We start from the raw sequence: 15941 nt of genomic DNA, 5'->3' as shown, positions 1-15941 counted from the left end.
GGACGCCGTTGTCCGGGGCCTTGCGGCCCATCTCAGGAAATGAATCGTCGTTGATTCGTGCTTCAACGTTTGCAAGAGGTATGCCAGCGAATGCCCGGCACGATAGATCAAGGCTGCAGCAGGAATTCGCCGTTCCGCATTCGCCGGCCAGGGGAACGGCATGGCAAGATCCCCGGGCGTCACGCCCAGCGTTGGTGCAAGCGCAGCGCAATCGCGGTGCAGTGCCCGAGGCTGGCAGCGCGCGCCGGCCAGCGCGAACTCATTGATCGCCAGCCGGCGACGGGGTGCGATAATCAGCGCTTTATCTGCCGGCGCTACGCCACTGCCTCATACCCCCATGGAAACTGTCGCCGTTCTCGATTTCGAAACCACCGGACTCTCACCAGGCATGGGTGACCGCGCCACGGAGATTGCGGTGACGCTGGTGCGTGACGGTCACATCGTGGACCGCTACCAGAGCCTGATGAATGCGGGCAAGCGCATTCCTGCAGCCATCACCGCCCTCACAGGTATCACCAATGCCATGATCGATGCGGCGCCACCAGCGGCGACCGTGATGCGCGAGGCAGCGCGCTTTGTTGGCGACTGTCCGGTAGTCGCCCACAATGCGGCGTTCGATCGCAAGTTCTGGCAGGCTGAACTCGCCAGGGTGGATATGCATGCTCCGCAACGCTTCGCGTGTACCTTGCTGGTCTCGCGCCGGCTGTTTCCGCACGCCCCCGACCACAAGCTCGGGACCCTGATACGCCTGCTGGACCTGCCGCAGGCGGGGCGCGCCCACCGCGCATTGGCCGATGCTGAAATGGCGAGCCACCTGTGGGTGCGCATGCAGGAGGAAATCTGCCAGACCTACCGGATGCCGCGTGCCGACTTCGACCTGCTGGCACAGATACAAGCCACCAGCCGTGCGCACGTGCCGGCGCTGCTGCGCGGTCTGGCCAGCATACGCTGAAAGCTCAGCCAGGCAGTTCGGCGCTCGCCGAGGAAGCAGGCCAGGAATTATCACCATAGCGCGCCAGGCAGTGCCACACCTGCTTGAGGTGCTGCGGATCGTACCTGCCGGTGCGCGCCGCTTCACCGATCTGCAGCGGAGTGAGGACGCCGCCATTCGCCAGTGTCAGTCCAAGTTCCGCAATGTGCTCACCGCGATATGCGCCCAGATCGCACCATGCAGAAGCATCGAGGGCGAAACCGGCATGCCATTCCACCGCGCATCCCAGCCGCGCGGCCAGTGTTTCGATGGAGGTACCGCGATAGCAGGGATCGAGTACCAGCGCCTCGATGTCGCCCGGTATGCGCAGCGTGCCATGCACGTGGGCTTCGACGTAGTGATCGAGCCGGTCGCGCCGATCCCCGGCGGCGATCTCAACCAAGCCGCAGCGTGCGGCAACGCCGAACCGGGTCGGTTCGAATACGCTATCGGGAAAACAGAAGGTGGAGCGTTGCACAACGGACGCGGCCAGCCGCAGGTGCGCCGAACCGAAACGCGGCGAGCCGCCCACCCCGGTCCGCCGGTGATCGAGGGCGCCATACTTCGGCCGCTCGTGCGCCGGCGCGCCATCGTAGGCCCCGCCGAAGATACGGCTTTCCCACAGCCAGCGTGCGCCACCTGCATGCGCGGTAAGGCCGCCGTTGCTCGTGCCGGTCTCGAATTGCGAGCGATAGCACGCATCGTGCGCCAGCCAGTGCAGGACGGGTTGGCCCCGGTGAAGGCGGTCAGGATGGAAATTGATGGTCACACGCAGCTGCGGGTCCAGCGCGGGGCCGTCGCACCGATCGGCAAGAATCGCCAGCGCGTGCCGTTGCGTTGGACTCAGGCCGGTGGGTCTGTCGGTCGAGTCGCGCATCCCCGCATGGTACACCGCGACCGCTCGCCGGCGTCCACAAACCAGGTCAGGCAGGCTCCCGCCATGCCACCACGGAGGTAGTCCCTCAAGCCGATACCGGCTTGCAGCCGTGCGCGCTACGCTGTCTCAGGAAAGCGGCATGGAATCGGCTCCGCACCACGAAAGCATTCTCGGCGACGCTCAGGGGACATGCACGAAGACATGCCAGGCTGCTCGGCTGCCCTGCCCCACTGACAAGGATCTCTGCATGAAAGTCTGGTTGTTCCTGGTCATCGCCATCGTCGCGGAAGTCATTGCGACCTCCTGCCTGAAGTCGAGCGAGGGATTCACACGGCTGCTCCCTTCGCTGGCGACGATTACCGGCTATGCGATCGCGTTCTTCTTCCTGTCGCTCGCGCTCAAGGCCATTCCGGTGGGCATCGCCTATGCGATCTGGTCGGGGGTCGGGATCGTGCTGATCTCCACGATCGGCTGGCTGCTCTTCAAGCAGTCGCTGGACACGCCCGCGCTGCTGGGAATGGGATTGATCCTGTCAGGCGTGCTGATCATCAACCTGTTTTCGACATCCACGGCCTGAGCGAGCATATCAGCCCTAGGTCAGCAACCTGGCGCGATATTCTTCCAGCACCTTCTGCAAGGCTGGTTCGGCGGCCAGGGGAAAATCATCCATCCGCCGCAACTCGCCGAGCCGGTCGAGCAGATGCACGGCCTCCCAACGATGGCCGGCGTCAATCTCGGCGGCTATCCGTTTTTCGTACTCGGCAATCAGGGGAAGATATTTGGCAGGCATGGTGGCTCGGTCAAAGGGGGTACTTCATCATAGCCGATCCACCCCCGCGCGAGGCCATATTGCCGGCCTCGCACCTGTAAATATACAGCCACCCCCTCCTTCATGCGGGGAGGAGATGCACGCCGCGCGGGTCCTCTCCAGGACCACGATGCCAGTCACGCGCAGCAACCGCAGCCCCAAGCCATGTGTCGTCTAGAACATCACGCGCATGCCTAGCACGATGTTGCGCCCCATGAGCGGAGCAGCATTCTTGATGAATGACGTGTGCCGGTAGGCCAGCCTGTCGGTGAGGTTGTTGGCGCGCAGGTAAACCTGATAACCGGTCGACTGGAAGGTACCGTTGTATCCCACGCCGACATTGAGCATGCCATAGCCGGCCGTTTCCGTTTCGAAGTCCGCAACCTTGGACTGGCGACCCACCTGGATCCACTCGACCTGTCCGCTCCAGGCCTGCCACCTGGCGTCGACACGCAGGCCATAGCGGTGCGGCGCGATGCGCGGCAGATTGCGGTTGCCGCCTGGGTTACCGCTGGCGTCGTCCAGCCTGGCGCGTACGTAGTCGCCGAACAGGGTCACGCCGAACACCGGCGTAAGCTGGTGCCGCACCTGCCCCTCCACGCCGGTGAAGGTCGCATCCTGCTGCACGTAGTCGATCAGTTGCAGGCGATCCGAGGTCGCGGTGGTGCGGCCGTAGATGTAGTCGCCGATGCGGTTATGGAAAGCGCTGAGCGCGAATGTCGTGGGGCCTGCATGCTTGCGCAGCGTGATGTCGATGTTGCTGGCCGTCTCGCGCTTCAGGTTGGCATTGCCACGCTCGTAGGTCGTGGTGGCCAGGTGCAAGCCGTTGGCATACAACTCTTCGGCCGTCGGCAAGCGCTGCGAGCGCGACAGCGACATGCCGAGCGAATACTGGGGCGCGAAACTCCACACCACGCCCACGGATCCCGAGGTGCCGCGGTGGCTGGCGTCTGGCTGGTTCGATTCGCTCGTCACGGTTTGCCATTCATGGCGCAAACCGGCTTCGAAGCGCCAGTTGCCCATGCGGTATTCCTCCAGCACGAACACGCCGTGGTTACTGGTGACTGTCGGCAGAACATAGGCTTCCTCGCCAATGGCGCTGAAATCGCGGCGTGATGTCTGCGCACCGAACACGCCGCGCAAATTGCCGACCGGAACGTGCTCCAGCTCGACACGGGCATCGTGCGATTTATTGCGGAACGTCGTGCTGATGATGTCGTCGTCGATCTCGTCGTGCTTGTAGTTCGTCAGCCCCGCGCGAAAGCGGATCTTCGCGATGCCTGCAAACGGATTACGGGTCTCGCCGCGCACATCCCAGCGATCGCTCTGCATACGGACATACGGCGCGCCATGGACGTGATCATGATCGTGGTCGTCATGGTCGTCGCCATGATCATGGTCCTCATGGTCTTCGTCGCTGCCAGGGCAGTGCAAGCTGGCGCCGTGCGGGTGGCAGCCTTCGTAGCTATGATCGTGGCCAGCCAGACCGTAGCGGTTGCGCTGACGCGTGTAGGACACCCCCACAAAACCGCTGTCGCCGATATAGGACATGCCAAGACTCGCGGTTTCCGTCTTGTTGTAGGAACCGTCGACGCGCTTGCCGCCGGACCAGCCACGCCCAACCTCGTAGTCGCCGCTGTCGCGCTTGAGTCCTTCCGCGCGGATCGCGAAGCGCCCCGTGCCGGCCGTCAGGCCGAACGCCCCGGCGCCCTCGTTCGCGCCGGTATTGCCACGCACTTCGACTTCCCCCTCCACGCCGTTTTCCGGCACGGCGGTCGGGATCTTGCGGTCCAGCACGTTCACCACCCCGCCCACCGCGCCGCCGCCATACAGCAGCGCCGAGGGGCCGCGCAGGACCTCGATGCGCTCGGCCAGCATCGGCTCCAGCCCGACTGCATGGTCGGGACTGATCGACGAAGCGTCCTGAACCTCGGAACCGTCGGACAACACCTTGACGCGCGCCGCATCCTGGCCCCGGATGATCGGCCGGCTGGCGCCGCCGCCAAAATGCGTCGACGTGATACCGGGTTCGGAGGACAAGGTCTCGCCAAGCGTGGCAGAACGCCGGGCCATCAACGCCTGACCATCCAGCACGGTAACCGGCGTGGTCATGTCGCTGCTCGACAGCGACAACGCACTGGCGGACACAGTGACGGGTGCCAGCGTCACCGGCGCAGTGACGGGTGCGGTGACCGTGAGCGGCGCCTGCCCGTCGACCTGGACGGTCTCCTGGAAATGCTGGCCGTCACGCATGATGACCTCGATCACGTGGCGACCAGGCGGCAACTGCGGCAAGAGTGCCACGCCACGCGCATCCGTGGTGGCCGAACCATGCGGCGTCGACACGCGCGCGCCGCTTGCCGGTACACCGGCGTCGCGCACCATGATTTCCACCGCAAGCGCTGGGACGGATGACAATGCCAGCGCCAGGGCCAGCGCCAAGGGTTTTTTCTTGTGCTTCATATTGCGGCGTGTTCCTCATGTCGGGTTGCACGGCACCCATATCCGCCCTCCTCCAGGCAGATACCGGCTCATGGCCCTGCATTCTGCCGAACTCGCCGACTTAATGCAACTGTGTTGCTTTAGTATTTTTGTTGCATCAGTAACATAGTTGCATCCTTGCGGCAGCGTGGAATCCCTGCACTGCGTGTCCGCCCACGCCAACGCCCGACCATGCTTCGAGTGCCGTTATTCCAGGTGCCGGAAAAGTTTTGCCTAGAATCGAAAGACGTACCTGCGCTGGCGGCACCTGTCCGCCGTTGCCGGCGCGTCCGGTTGACGATTCGTTCTAGCTAGGGACACATGCTCGAATTCATCGAGACGCTCCATTGGGGCGCCATATTCCAGATCATCCTGATCGACATCCTGCTCGGCGGCGACAACGCGGTTGTCATCGCCCTGGCCTGCCGCAATCTCCCTGCGCAGCAACGCATGAAGGGTATTCTCTGGGGCACGGCTGGCGCCATCCTGTTGCGCGTGCTGCTGATCGCGTTTGCGCTGGCGCTGCTGGATATCCCCTACCTGAAGGTAGCAGGCGGGATCCTGCTTATCTGGGTGGGTATCAAGCTGCTTGTCCAAGACGACGATGACCACGGCAATATCGCCGGCGGTGCATCCATCCTGTCGGCAGTGAAGACCATCATCGTCGCCGACTTCGCGATGAGCCTCGACAATGTCATAGCGATTGCCGGAGCCGCGCAGAATGCCGATGCGGCGCATCAGCTGTATTACGTGATCTTTGGCCTGTGCGTGAGCGTGCCGATCATCATCTGGGGCAGCACGCTGGTGCTGAAGCTGATCGACCGTTTCCCCATCGTCATCATGCTGGGTGCGGGGCTGCTGGGCTGGATCGCCGGCGGCATGCTGGTCACCGATGTCTCGGTCGCCGAACACTTCGGCTCGCCGAGCCCGATGCTGAAGCTGATCGTGGAAAGCACCACCGCCGTGCTTGTCATGGCGGTGGGTAAATGGCTTGCCGTGCGCAAGCGGCGCACCCTTGAAGCCCGCGGCGCCCTTGCTGCAATCCAGGCGGCTTCGCACAAGCACCCTGAGCGCCGATAATATCCGACAAACTCATATGTGCTCCACGCGCATGCCAATAAAAAAGACCCGCTCGGGGAGCGGGCCTGCACAAAGCATGGTGAAGCCTTTGAAGGCTTCCGATGTCGGCACGCAAGTGAGCTGAATTGCTACAAGGACCGCACCAGGCATTCTGGCGGAGAGAGGGGCAGTTCATTGATGCCCGGAGAGCCGCGCTGGTTATGGATCCCCATAGCGCAGCCAGTCCCTACCCTCATTCCTACCCACATTCCGAGGAATGCAGGAAAGGCCGCATATTAGCACAAGGATTGCGTTTCCCAAGCCGAATCTTCACATCGCATATACTGTACAAACATACAGTTGTATTCGTGTGATGAATAAGATACCCCTACCCCTCACAAAGCGCGACCTCGATGACATGAAGAGGCACGCCAAGAAAATTGAAGATCCGTTCCAACGGCGCATGGTCACGCATCTGCTCTGGGAAGTCTGGCGCCTTCGGCAGCTCGCCCTGCGGTTCGGCCAGTTCGCCATGTCCCATCCTGAGATGTTCCAGGTCGGGCTGGGGAATGCCGCGCTGGGCGAAATGACGCACGAACCTATCGTCATGCACCACTACCCCGAAATCAGAGACATGTTCTACAACGCCAGCCGCTTGCCCCCGAGCCCGGAGGGCGAGGAAAAGCAGTGCAACACGCCCTACCCGCATCCGCGCACGGAAGTCACCCCCCAACCAGCATATGCGCCGCCTGACGTATCATCGGATGTCCTCGACCCCACGCGAGACCAGCCATGTGCAACAACTACCGACCCAGCAGCCGGGAAGATCTCGAGTCCTTTTATGGAGTGACGCCCGACCGGGACTATCCGGCCGAGACGTGGCCGGACTATATGGCACCGATCATCCGGCGCGGCGAGCGCCAGCGTGAGTGCGTGGTGGCGAATTTCGGGATGATGCCCAAGAAGCGGATCCCGCCAGGCGTCAGGGCGTGGGATTCGACCAATGCGCGATCAGAAACTGTCGGGGAGAAACGCACCTTCTCAGGCGCTTGGAAGGCTCTACAGCTATGTCTTGTGCCGGCTCAGCACTTCTACGAGCCGTACTACGCGCCAGGCGCTACCAAATCGGTCCGGCACCGGATCTGGGTCAAGGATGCCCCAACCCTGGCCATCGCCGGACTGTGGCGCGGCTGGCCAGACGGCGAAGCCTCGTTCACCATGCTCACGGTCAACAGCGACGAACACCCGCTGATGCGCAAGTTTCACAAGCCGGGGAAGGAGAAGCGATCGGTGGTGATACTGCCGCCCGACCAGTGGGACGACTGGCTGACATGCTCGAACACGGACGAGGCGCGGAGCTTCCTCAATCTCTACCCTGCTGACGAGATGGATTCGGAGCCTGCTCCAAAGTAGATGAGCCCATGCGGTGCGCATGGATAATCCCGTCGAAACGCACAAGGACATCACGCAGCCGAGGCTCGACCATAGGCGGGAAATCAGGCATGTTGGGAAGCTCTCGAATGCAATCAAGCAAGTGCACTGCTTCGGCAGTGTCACCATCTTCGAGAGCTCTTTCTATTCGGCTCTCATAGTCGGCAATGAGGGGAAGGTATTTCGCAGGCATAGCTACTCCAATAGTTTTGCGTGCGCCATTCTTGAAGTCAGCAGATTGTCAGACCGCGGGTGTCACACCTCAAGCTTGGGGTGGGTGTGCTGAACAGCACTTGCCTTCATTCTACCCAGGGAAAACGAAAGCACAATCATTATCGTTGCCGCGCTTGCTTGACACCAATTTTGGCAAACGTTAATTTTGACGCACATCTCTGTGGCTAGATTGCCAAGGTTGGGCCGCACCTGAGTGCGGCTTTTTTTTGCCCGTAGACATGCCAGACGCCTCAGTCAGTCAACTCAGACTGACAATCTCCGCTGCATTCGCCAGCATCGGCCCACAGAGGATTTTGTAGCCGTCTGCATCGAATCCGCTTGCGACGTTGGTCAACGCCGCGGCTTCCTCCACGCTGCCAGCGCTGCCCAGGTAGCACCAATTGCGGACAACATGAATCTGGGTCATGGGGCCAGGCTGCCCCTCGAAGCGCTCCACCAGGCCCACGGCGCCCACGTGCGGCCAGCACTGGACTCGCAAGCGCTCCAGCGCCACCATGAGGCGTGCATGATGGGCCTCCAGCGACTCCTCGCCACCACAGGCACCAAGGCATTGCCGCAACATCGAGCGGAAGCAGCCCCGCCCTTTGGTCAGCCTCTCCAACCCAAGCACGCCGTAACAAAGCTGGTTCTCATCGGCCAGGGCGCGCAGGCTATTCAGCGCAGACGTCCGGCTGCCGAACAAGCCAAACAGATCGGGCGTGGTAGCGAAGTCGATGTCCTTCGAATAGACAACCTCTGGCCGCCCGCGACTATCGATCCTTAGGGAGCACAGTTGCCGCGTGCGCCGCAGCCGCTGATTCAGGAGGGGGAACTGCTGCTTGATCATCGTGGCCTCGAGCAACAAGGCCCCGATCTCGCCCGCGGTGCGCTGGTGGCTGATCCTTACCGTCTGCCGCAGCATGCGGGCTTCATCGACGGTGCGCAGGTGGGCCAGGACGCGGGAACGCAGATTGACGCTCTTCCCGATGTACAAGGGCAAGTCGCCGTCTTCACCATGGAAGACATAGACCCCCGGCGCGGCCGGCAAATCGCTGATGGCGTCCCGCAGATGCTGGGGATACTCGTACAGCAAACTATCGTCGAACTCCGGCCTTGTTACCCGTCTTACCAAACCGCGTGATCCTTGATTCGCTGATTCCCCACGAACTTAGGGGGTAGATGGGGAGAATACCATGCCTCTCCGAGCGTTCTCCTGGACGGTCAGCGCGTCGTAGGAGCGCTCGAAGGCCTGGCCGGCGATTCGGGCGGCGTCAGCCTCTTCAGCCAGTTTTCCCGCTCGCGTCAGCTCTGCCAATTCGGCACAAGTACTCACTACAGCGGCCAGCGTTCCAATGCCTCGGCTACCAATTCATCAAACGTTGCTTCATTTGCCGCGTGGCGTTCTGCAATAAAGATCACCCGGGTTGTGTACTGTGCATTCTTCAACTGAGCCTCCTTCGTTCGCTCTCGCGAAAAATACTCCAAGAACTTGACGAAAGTCTCGCCTTTCAGATGGTGAAGCGCTCGGAGTTGATCCTCCGTGAATCCGTGTGCCTGCAAATAGGTGGCCGCAACTACAGCGCGAACGCGCATGTCACATGGCGGAAGTTCGAGTGCATCGTACACAGACATGCCGTCTCCTAGTCTTGGCCTCACTGCCAATATTAAACTAACGGCACCAGCTCTCTGCCTACTTCGGCCACGCCTCCACAACTTTTCTGTGCCTTGCCGCACAATCACCAAGCGCGCCCAGCACCTTAGCAATCCAGTCCTGCCACACGTCATAGTCAGCAGCCTCCGGCGCGTCCGGCACCACGCAGGGAGCTGCCAGCGCACTATCGAGTGGCGGCGGCCTGCTTGGCCGCGGCGACTGCATCGGAGAGCTTGCGCACCCGGAAATCATCAGGGCGGCAATCAGGAGGTAAAGGCTTCGCATTTTTCATGTCCTTCCGAATGGCCGCGATCTGGCCGCCGAGCGTGGATTGGATGCCCAGCAGTTCCGTGGCCTTCTGGTTGATGTTGGCGGTATCCTGGCGCAGACCGATGATTTCCTGCTGTGCGGCGGAGAGGTCTGCTCTGGCCTGCTCTTCGTTGATCGTGGCAATCTGCCGCTCGTAGGCATTGGCTTGCCACTGCCACGCCGCCCAGCCAGCGAACAGGCCCGCCGCGATGGCCACGGCTGCATAGCCTTTCCAGCCAAGAAGCCAGTTCATGTCACTCTCCCCATGAACAGATCACACTCAGCAGCACGGCGGCGGGCAAGGCCTGGGAGTGGTATGCCCTTGGCGTACTTCCATTTCGCCAGCTCGCCGCACACCGCACCGTACTGGCCAGCGTTCAACTTACGCACCAATGTGCTGGTACAGTAAGCCGCACCACCGACGTTGTATGTGAAGCTGACCAACGCCGCACGCTGCTTGTCATTCAGCGGCACATCAGTGCACTGGCTTACCTGGCGATTGGCGATCTGGAGGGAATCGGCAAGCATGGCTTCGCATTCGGCCAGGGTAGCGCGGTCGCCCATCTTGACGCCCTTGGTCTCCCCGAAGCAGATCGTAGGAATACCAACCGGATCACGATACGCGACAGTGCGCAGGCCTTCGAATGTCCCGACGATGGCCACAGCGATACCTATCCATCCAGCCTTAGTTTTGCTGTTCATCGGCAGGCTCCTCTTTCTTATGCAGGCCGTCTTGCGCGATGAACCGCGCCACATACGCGCCGCCAGTCACAGCCATGGACAGCCCCGCAAACATTCCCTTAGGGAACGCTGCCTCATACAGTGGGAGCACCACCTCCAATCCGCTCAGGACCACGGCAAGTAGCATCAACCAAGGCGAAAAGCCTTTCAGGGCGACAGCCTTGGCGTTCTCGATCAGCTTCATACGAACCTCACTTAGGAATGATCCAGCCCTTGCCTGTAGCAAACGCGACCGCTGCGATACCAACCCAGATCAACACCTTTTGGATCAGCGTTTTCCCGACCTGCATGTAGAACTCATTGCTAATTTCCTCGACTGCTATGCGGGCAGCCTGCTTTGCAATGGCCAGTTCTCGCTCTGTGAGGGTTATCGGTGGCTCTGTCATATGGACCCCGGAGAATGCGCCCGTCAGGGCAAAAAGAAAGCCGCCCGATGGCGGCTGAAACTGAAAGCGGTTGCGTTACCCGACGACCTCGACGGTCTCAACATCTGCGACCCATTTGATGTTTGTCGAGGCGGCACCCATCGCATCAACACGAAGGCATCCATTTGACGTATCCGCGACAGCTGCTACATCCCATGACGCAGCGCCAGTGCTCTCTGCAACAACCGTGACGGTCGGCGTTCCGACGAGCGCCGTCGTACCAGCGCTTGCGCCACGCTTGATCAATCCAGTGATGAGGTAGGCCGCTTCATCCGCGCTACTGCGAGCCACGACGCGGATGGTGAAGTGGAATGCGCTGGTGTTGGGCAGTACAACCTGGTTTGTCGTGCCTGCTGCAGCGCCGTCGGCCGTCAATTCGGTTGCCGAGGCACTGGCAGACGCGCGGCGCAGCACAAATCGCCGTCGCTGCGCATCGCCATTGGCTGCGTAGCGGCCAGACGCATGCGCCTGTGCACCGTAGATGCCTCGCACGCTCCCGTAATAACCGCCCAGGATCGAGGAATACGCGCCATCAGCCGTATTGTTCCGGCCGCCACCGACCGCTGCGTAGCCGCCGGAGTTCTCCGCGATGTTCGCCTCGCCGCCGAGCACCGCATTGCCGACGCCATACCAGATCCGGTTAGAGACGCCGCCGCAGATCACGCCATAGGACGTGTACGCAGCATTGTTCTGGCCGCCGCCGATGAAGCAATATGCGCCGAGCGCCACGCTGTCCTTGTCGGTACGGGATCGTTGCAGGTCTGTCGAAAAGTTGCCGCGCTTCGATCCGCCGGCCGTTGTGTTGTCCGCCACCTGGGCGACCAAGGCACCAGCACCTTTCGGCACCAAGGCTGCGTCGACGTTGGTCGCCGCATTTGTCGCTGTCAGGGACGTGACCGGAATCGAGGCATTCACGCCTGATGCGTTGACACCATCGGTCCAGTTCGTCAGTCCGCCGCCAGAACTGGCCAGCGCGGTGCCATTGGCCCGCTGATACACGGCGCAGCGCCAGTTACCGCTGCCTTCGGAGACGAAGATCGCCACGTCACCCGCCGCGGTGGTGATATTGGCACTTGTCGGCAGGATCAGCGACGTGGCATTGTGCGTCAGGGTCAAGATGCCATCGAATACCACGACTCGACGGGTGCCAGCCTGCACCGTGCCGAGTGCCGTGATGGTCGTCGTGCCGGTGACGTGCACCAGGTTGCCAGTCGCTGCACCGATATTGGTCGTGGCGGCCGAGGCGATGTTTGCGCCCTTGGCCTCATCCAGCGCAGCTGTCAGTGCCCCACCAGTGAACGTTCCGCCGCCACCGCTGCCACCGGCCGCTTCTCGGTGGTCCTCGTAGGACGTGACTGTGGCCGAGCCGGTAATGACTTTGTAGAGCCGCCGATAAGTCGCGTCATCGTCCCAGTTCGTGGTTGTCGTCGCGACCGACACAGCGCCGGTCGACAGATCCGCAACGATGTAGTTGGTCGCGCTGGCGGTGAGTGTCACTGTCCCGTTGGAAATCAGTGTGCTGGCCACCCGGCCGCCGTAATACCCCCAGGTAAGGCCTCCTGTTGCGGAGGCGCGCCGCGCGTACAGCATGGCTGGTGATGCCGCGTCAAACAGGTCATTCGCGGTCGTGGCTTTACCTGCCTGGGCCTCGCTGATGAGGTCAAGCAGTGATGTGCTGTCGGACATGGGATTTCCTAAACGGTAAAGGTAGCCGGGAAGCCCCGGCCCACGATTTCGGACATCTGGTACACGGTGACGGTGTTGCCGGCGGCAAGGCCTGCAAGATCGACGGACGGCCATTCGCCAGGCGAAGGAGCCGCGACAGCCAGCACCCGCAGCACGTCCTCACCCGACCGTACCTCGACCTCGTAGCGCTCGATCGCCTCCCCGAGCGGTGCGTCGACACCATCGCGCCATTCCGCGGAGAAGCGCGTGCGACGCTCCCAGCGTGCGCGATGCGTGCCATCGCCGAGCGGAATCACGGCCAGGCGCAGGGGCGCCAGCGGCTTGAGGCCGGCCGCCGTGTTGGTGAAGTCGTCCTGCATGGCGCTGGAGAGCGGCTGTCCGAGCGTCACCGCCTTGTATGCCGCAGGCTGGCCGATCTGGCTGCTCAGTTGGGCAATGCGGTGGGTGGTGGTCGGGCTGAGCAGCACGAACCGCTCATTGATCGCGTGCGTACCCATGTGCTGCTCGGTGCCGCGCCGGGCGCGCAGCAGGCCGCTGAGACGGTACGTGAGGCCTGAAACCAACGATGCGGTGCGGAACTGGATCAGCTCATCGCCCAGCAACGCCGTGTTCGCGCCGGCCAGCATCTGCTCGCGCGTCACGCTGGTCAGCTCACCACGATACAGGGTCACCTGCACGGAATTAAGTTCGTCGACCGTGTTCTGACCGGCGAACGTTCCTAGCACATCCAAGGCGTAGCCGATCGTGGCCGGCGTGTTGAAGATCTCGACCGCCGACCAGGTAGCCCCATCGTCCGCGCTCCGGAACAACTGGCCGCCGCGCCATTCCGGCCGGTAGCCGCCGGCTGCCGCGTAGAACCCCGGATCATTGGTATCGTCGACCAACATGGGGATGTCCATCAGCTCGACCATCGTTGGACCGTCAAAGCGGATCAGCTGGCCGCCGGCGACCGGCGCCGCGGTGACGTTGGGAGCATAGACACTCGGGCCATCATCCTCGGCCACCCAGTCAATGCGCCCGCCCGCCTCGGTCTTTTCGACCAGACGCACCGGCGTGAGCATGCCGTCACGTGGCAGACGCACCACGTCCGTGGGCTCGTAGAACGCGTATTTCCGTGTGGTTGAGAACGTGCGCTGGCTGCGCGATGCCCAGCCGGTGTACATCAACACATTGGCGACCTCGGCGGCCTTCTGGTCGGACAGCACAAGCGGCAGCTCAACACCAATCACCTGTTGGCTTTCACAGGTCATGCGCAGCGCGCTCTGCGCTCCGGTCTGGTAATCGGCATCCTTGGCCATGTAAGCCACATTGATGCGCGCCGGCAGTTCCGCTTCCTGAGTGCGAGTCGTGCTCACGAGCGTGGTGGGCTTCTCGTTGTCGGATGCGCCCAGATCGTCAGCCTCGATGTCGATCACGGGAAGTCGGCCACGCTTGCGGAACTTGATCTTTCCACCGCTTTCGATCGCGTCAAAATAGTAGGCGCGTTGCAAGGGCTCGATTGCGCCACGGGCGGCCATCTGCCGGGCGACCACGTAGCCATCCACCACGTCGGTCAGTTCGGACACGTCGAATTGTGACGCGACCATCCCGGCCCGCTCACACACGTCCTTTACGATGTCGCTCAGATATACCGTGCCACGCGCGAGGCTGTCAGCACTCAGGTAGTCCACGCAGGCGGTACTTTTCGCGATTGGGAAGTCAACAGGGTAGGTTCCAGGGACACCGGCTGCGGCTGCGGCTGCGGTCCAGTAACCCGAGGTATTGAGTGGGTCGGTTGATCTGAGGACTGGACCGAGTGCATTGGTCAACAGCACGCCGTCCTCGTAAATGAGGTCGGTCAGTTGCAGGAATGATCCAGCTTCAACATCACCACGCGCGTTGAACGAGATGACGCCGTCGCGACTGATACAGAATGAAGGATTGTCCGGCAGTTGGGCAATGCCAATGTCACGAGGATCTCCGACGGCACAGGTCTGGCTGCACGACGGAGTACGTTCCACCTTGATCGAATGCACTTTCGTGTGCAGCGCCACGGGGAAATAGCCCCCTGCATCGGGATAGTTTGTACAGCTGTTGGAGAAAACGAACCCTTCAGGATATGGATTCCCAGTCGCTTCGTTGGGACGCAGCTGAAACAGTTCGTTCGGATAAAGCTTGAACCAGTAGACCTTTCCATCGGAAACCGTCGCTCCGGCGTCCGAGAGAACACTGCAATACAGGAAGTCGCCCGGCGTCGGATCGTTCGATAGGACCTCCGGCGTTGCTGATGCATAGTGGTAGTAAACGAACTGTGGATTGTCGGCTACCGTCGCGCCACCCTCGAAGACATTCGGGACCGGATTCGTGCCAGTACTCCACCCCAGGAAGTACTCTGGCACACCGTACTGAGGTTCTTCTGCCGCGACCTTGGCCTGCAACGCCAGCAGCGCCGCGGACAGCGAAGAATACGCGACATCGCCCACCCAGTAGGTCGTGATCTTGCCATCAGCGTGGACCGGACCGACGCCGGCCAACGACCAGTTCCCCACCGACTGAGGCATGAGCGCTTCGTCGCCAGTATTCGAAGATTCGCCGTTCGTGACTTCGAACTGCATCTGCGGCAGCCGGTTGCCATAGTTAGCCAGCGGTAGATCGGTAAACACCACATAGGCTGTCCCACGATAGGCTGGCACATTGCCCGCGCCGAGGTCGCTCTCCATGGTGGGGTCCGGCATCTGTGTCTCGGTGCCGGTATAAACCTGCATGTAGTTGGCGAACAGCGAACTGGCAGCCTGTGCCGCACTGTCCGCGGTATCGCTCACGTCGTACACCAGCTTGCCGTCCGCCCAGATGCGGCGCACACCGGAGATCTCGTTATCGCTCAGTGAAATGGCGAACGTGCCGAAATAGGCATATGTGACGTTCGTCTGAGTCGGTCCGCCCTTGCCTCCTACCTCTTCCTCAGTGCGCACCTCACGGATCGGCGGCGCATAGAACACGTTAGCCGTGCAGGAGGATCAGTGATGCACGCCCTCCCCTGGTACTTCGGCCTGCTCTTGCACCCGGCGACCTGGATCGCCGCCGGAGCAGTGCTGGTGCTGCTGATCCTGATCGTCATGCGCAAGCACCTGCTGTATGTGGCCACCACCCTGCTCTTCCTGGTGTGGGACGCATGCAAGCGTGTGCGCGGATGGTGGCGCCGCAACTTCCGTGGAGGTTCGAATGGCTGATTTCCTGCACTCCCTCGACAAGCACGACCTGCAGATCCTGGCATGCGCCATCGGCATCGCCTTCGTCTTCGTCGTGCTGGC

General features: G+C 61.9%; 18 protein-coding genes. 5 read left to right on the top strand and 13 right to left on the bottom strand.

The window, feature by feature from the left end; all coding sequences use genetic code 11:
• Positions 1-337 precede the first annotated feature (337 nt).
• Complete coding sequence (locus ACQ3C8_RS05605) at positions 338-952, top strand: 3'-5' exonuclease (RefSeq protein WP_009522348.1); 615 nt, start codon at positions 338-340, stop codon at positions 950-952.
• Between the two features lie 4 nt (positions 953-956).
• Here ACQ3C8_RS05605 and ACQ3C8_RS05600 read toward each other — a convergent pair whose 3' ends face one another.
• A complete protein-coding gene (locus ACQ3C8_RS05600) occupies positions 957-1847 on the bottom strand; it encodes a DUF3626 domain-containing protein (protein WP_428852764.1) in 891 nt (296 codons plus the stop codon).
• A gap of 247 nt (positions 1848-2094) precedes the next feature.
• On the opposite strand from ACQ3C8_RS05600, the gene ACQ3C8_RS05595 reads away from it, so the two are divergent.
• Positions 2095-2424: a DMT family transporter gene (locus tag ACQ3C8_RS05595; protein ID WP_009522346.1), complete on the top strand. Its 330-nt coding sequence runs from the start codon at positions 2095-2097 to the stop codon at positions 2422-2424.
• 15 nt (positions 2425-2439) lie between these two features.
• On the opposite strand, the gene ACQ3C8_RS05590 is transcribed toward ACQ3C8_RS05595, so the two are convergent.
• The gene (locus ACQ3C8_RS05590) at positions 2440-2637 is read right to left on the bottom strand and encodes a hypothetical protein (protein WP_428852763.1); all 198 of its coding nucleotides are present in this window, start codon (positions 2635-2637) and stop codon (positions 2440-2442) included.
• 192 nt (positions 2638-2829) lie between these two features.
• Positions 2830-5118 carry a TonB-dependent receptor gene (locus tag ACQ3C8_RS05585; protein ID WP_428852762.1) on the bottom strand — a complete coding sequence of 763 codons (2289 nt, stop codon included), beginning with the start codon at positions 5116-5118 and terminating at the stop codon, positions 2830-2832.
• 339 nt (positions 5119-5457) lie between these two features.
• On the opposite strand from ACQ3C8_RS05585, the gene ACQ3C8_RS05580 reads away from it, so the two are divergent.
• On the top strand, positions 5458-6216 hold the full coding sequence (locus tag ACQ3C8_RS05580; protein WP_428852761.1) for a TerC family protein: 759 nt from the start codon (positions 5458-5460) through the stop codon (positions 6214-6216).
• 367 nt (positions 6217-6583) lie between these two features.
• Here ACQ3C8_RS05580 and ACQ3C8_RS05575 read toward each other — a convergent pair whose 3' ends face one another.
• Positions 6584-6790 carry a hypothetical protein gene (locus ACQ3C8_RS05575; RefSeq protein ID WP_138750477.1) on the bottom strand — a complete coding sequence of 69 codons (207 nt, stop codon included), beginning with the start codon at positions 6788-6790 and terminating at the stop codon, positions 6584-6586.
• 197 nt (positions 6791-6987) lie between these two features.
• On the opposite strand from ACQ3C8_RS05575, the gene ACQ3C8_RS05570 reads away from it, so the two are divergent.
• Positions 6988-7608 carry an SOS response-associated peptidase gene (locus ACQ3C8_RS05570; RefSeq protein ID WP_428852760.1) on the top strand — a complete coding sequence of 207 codons (621 nt, stop codon included), beginning with the start codon at positions 6988-6990 and terminating at the stop codon, positions 7606-7608.
• 490 nt (positions 7609-8098) lie between these two features.
• Here the strand turns inward: ACQ3C8_RS05570 and cho are convergent, their stop codons facing one another.
• From cho to ACQ3C8_RS05525, 9 genes are all read right to left on the bottom strand, one after another.
• Positions 8099-8971 carry an excinuclease Cho gene (gene cho, locus ACQ3C8_RS05565; protein WP_009522339.1) on the bottom strand — a complete coding sequence of 291 codons (873 nt, stop codon included), beginning with the start codon at positions 8969-8971 and terminating at the stop codon, positions 8099-8101.
• A gap of 200 nt (positions 8972-9171) precedes the next feature.
• Positions 9172-9471 carry a hypothetical protein gene (locus ACQ3C8_RS05560; RefSeq protein ID WP_009522338.1) on the bottom strand — a complete coding sequence of 100 codons (300 nt, stop codon included), beginning with the start codon at positions 9469-9471 and terminating at the stop codon, positions 9172-9174.
• 58 nt (positions 9472-9529) lie between these two features.
• Entirely contained in the window at positions 9530-9715 is a 186-nt protein-coding gene (locus tag ACQ3C8_RS05555; RefSeq protein WP_428852759.1) for a hypothetical protein, read from the bottom strand.
• Complete coding sequence (locus tag ACQ3C8_RS05550; protein WP_428852758.1) at positions 9675-10052, bottom strand: hypothetical protein; 378 nt, start codon at positions 10050-10052, stop codon at positions 9675-9677. The genes ACQ3C8_RS05555 and ACQ3C8_RS05550 overlap by 41 nt, the downstream gene beginning before the upstream one ends.
• On the bottom strand, positions 10049-10501 hold the full coding sequence (locus ACQ3C8_RS05545) for a lysozyme (RefSeq protein WP_428852757.1): 453 nt from the start codon (positions 10499-10501) through the stop codon (positions 10049-10051). Before ACQ3C8_RS05545 ends, ACQ3C8_RS05550 begins: the two co-directional genes overlap by 4 nt.
• A complete protein-coding gene (locus ACQ3C8_RS05540; RefSeq protein WP_009522335.1) occupies positions 10485-10724 on the bottom strand; it encodes a hypothetical protein in 240 nt (79 codons plus the stop codon). The genes ACQ3C8_RS05545 and ACQ3C8_RS05540 overlap by 17 nt, the downstream gene beginning before the upstream one ends.
• 7 nt (positions 10725-10731) lie before the next feature.
• Positions 10732-10926: a hypothetical protein gene (locus tag ACQ3C8_RS05535; RefSeq protein WP_428852756.1), complete on the bottom strand. Its 195-nt coding sequence runs from the start codon at positions 10924-10926 to the stop codon at positions 10732-10734.
• 75 nt (positions 10927-11001) lie between these two features.
• Positions 11002-12651, bottom strand: coding sequence for a hypothetical protein (locus tag ACQ3C8_RS05530; protein ID WP_428852755.1), 1650 nt, complete (start codon positions 12649-12651; stop codon positions 11002-11004).
• Positions 12652-12659: 8 nt separating this feature from the next.
• Entirely contained in the window at positions 12660-15629 is a 2970-nt protein-coding gene (locus ACQ3C8_RS05525; protein ID WP_428852754.1) for a phage tail protein, read from the bottom strand.
• A gap of 24 nt (positions 15630-15653) precedes the next feature.
• Here ACQ3C8_RS05525 and ACQ3C8_RS05520 point away from each other — a divergent pair, with 24 nt between their 5' ends.
• Positions 15654-15860, top strand: coding sequence for a hypothetical protein (locus tag ACQ3C8_RS05520; RefSeq protein WP_428852753.1), 207 nt, complete (start codon positions 15654-15656; stop codon positions 15858-15860).
• The last annotated feature ends 81 nt before the right edge of the window (positions 15861-15941 follow it).

This window comes from Imbroritus primus, from assembly GCF_964332355.1.
In the GTDB taxonomy this organism is placed as follows: Bacteria; Pseudomonadota; Gammaproteobacteria; order Burkholderiales; family Burkholderiaceae; genus Imbroritus; species Imbroritus primus.
This window is presented reverse-complemented; position numbering and strand designations above follow the sequence as displayed.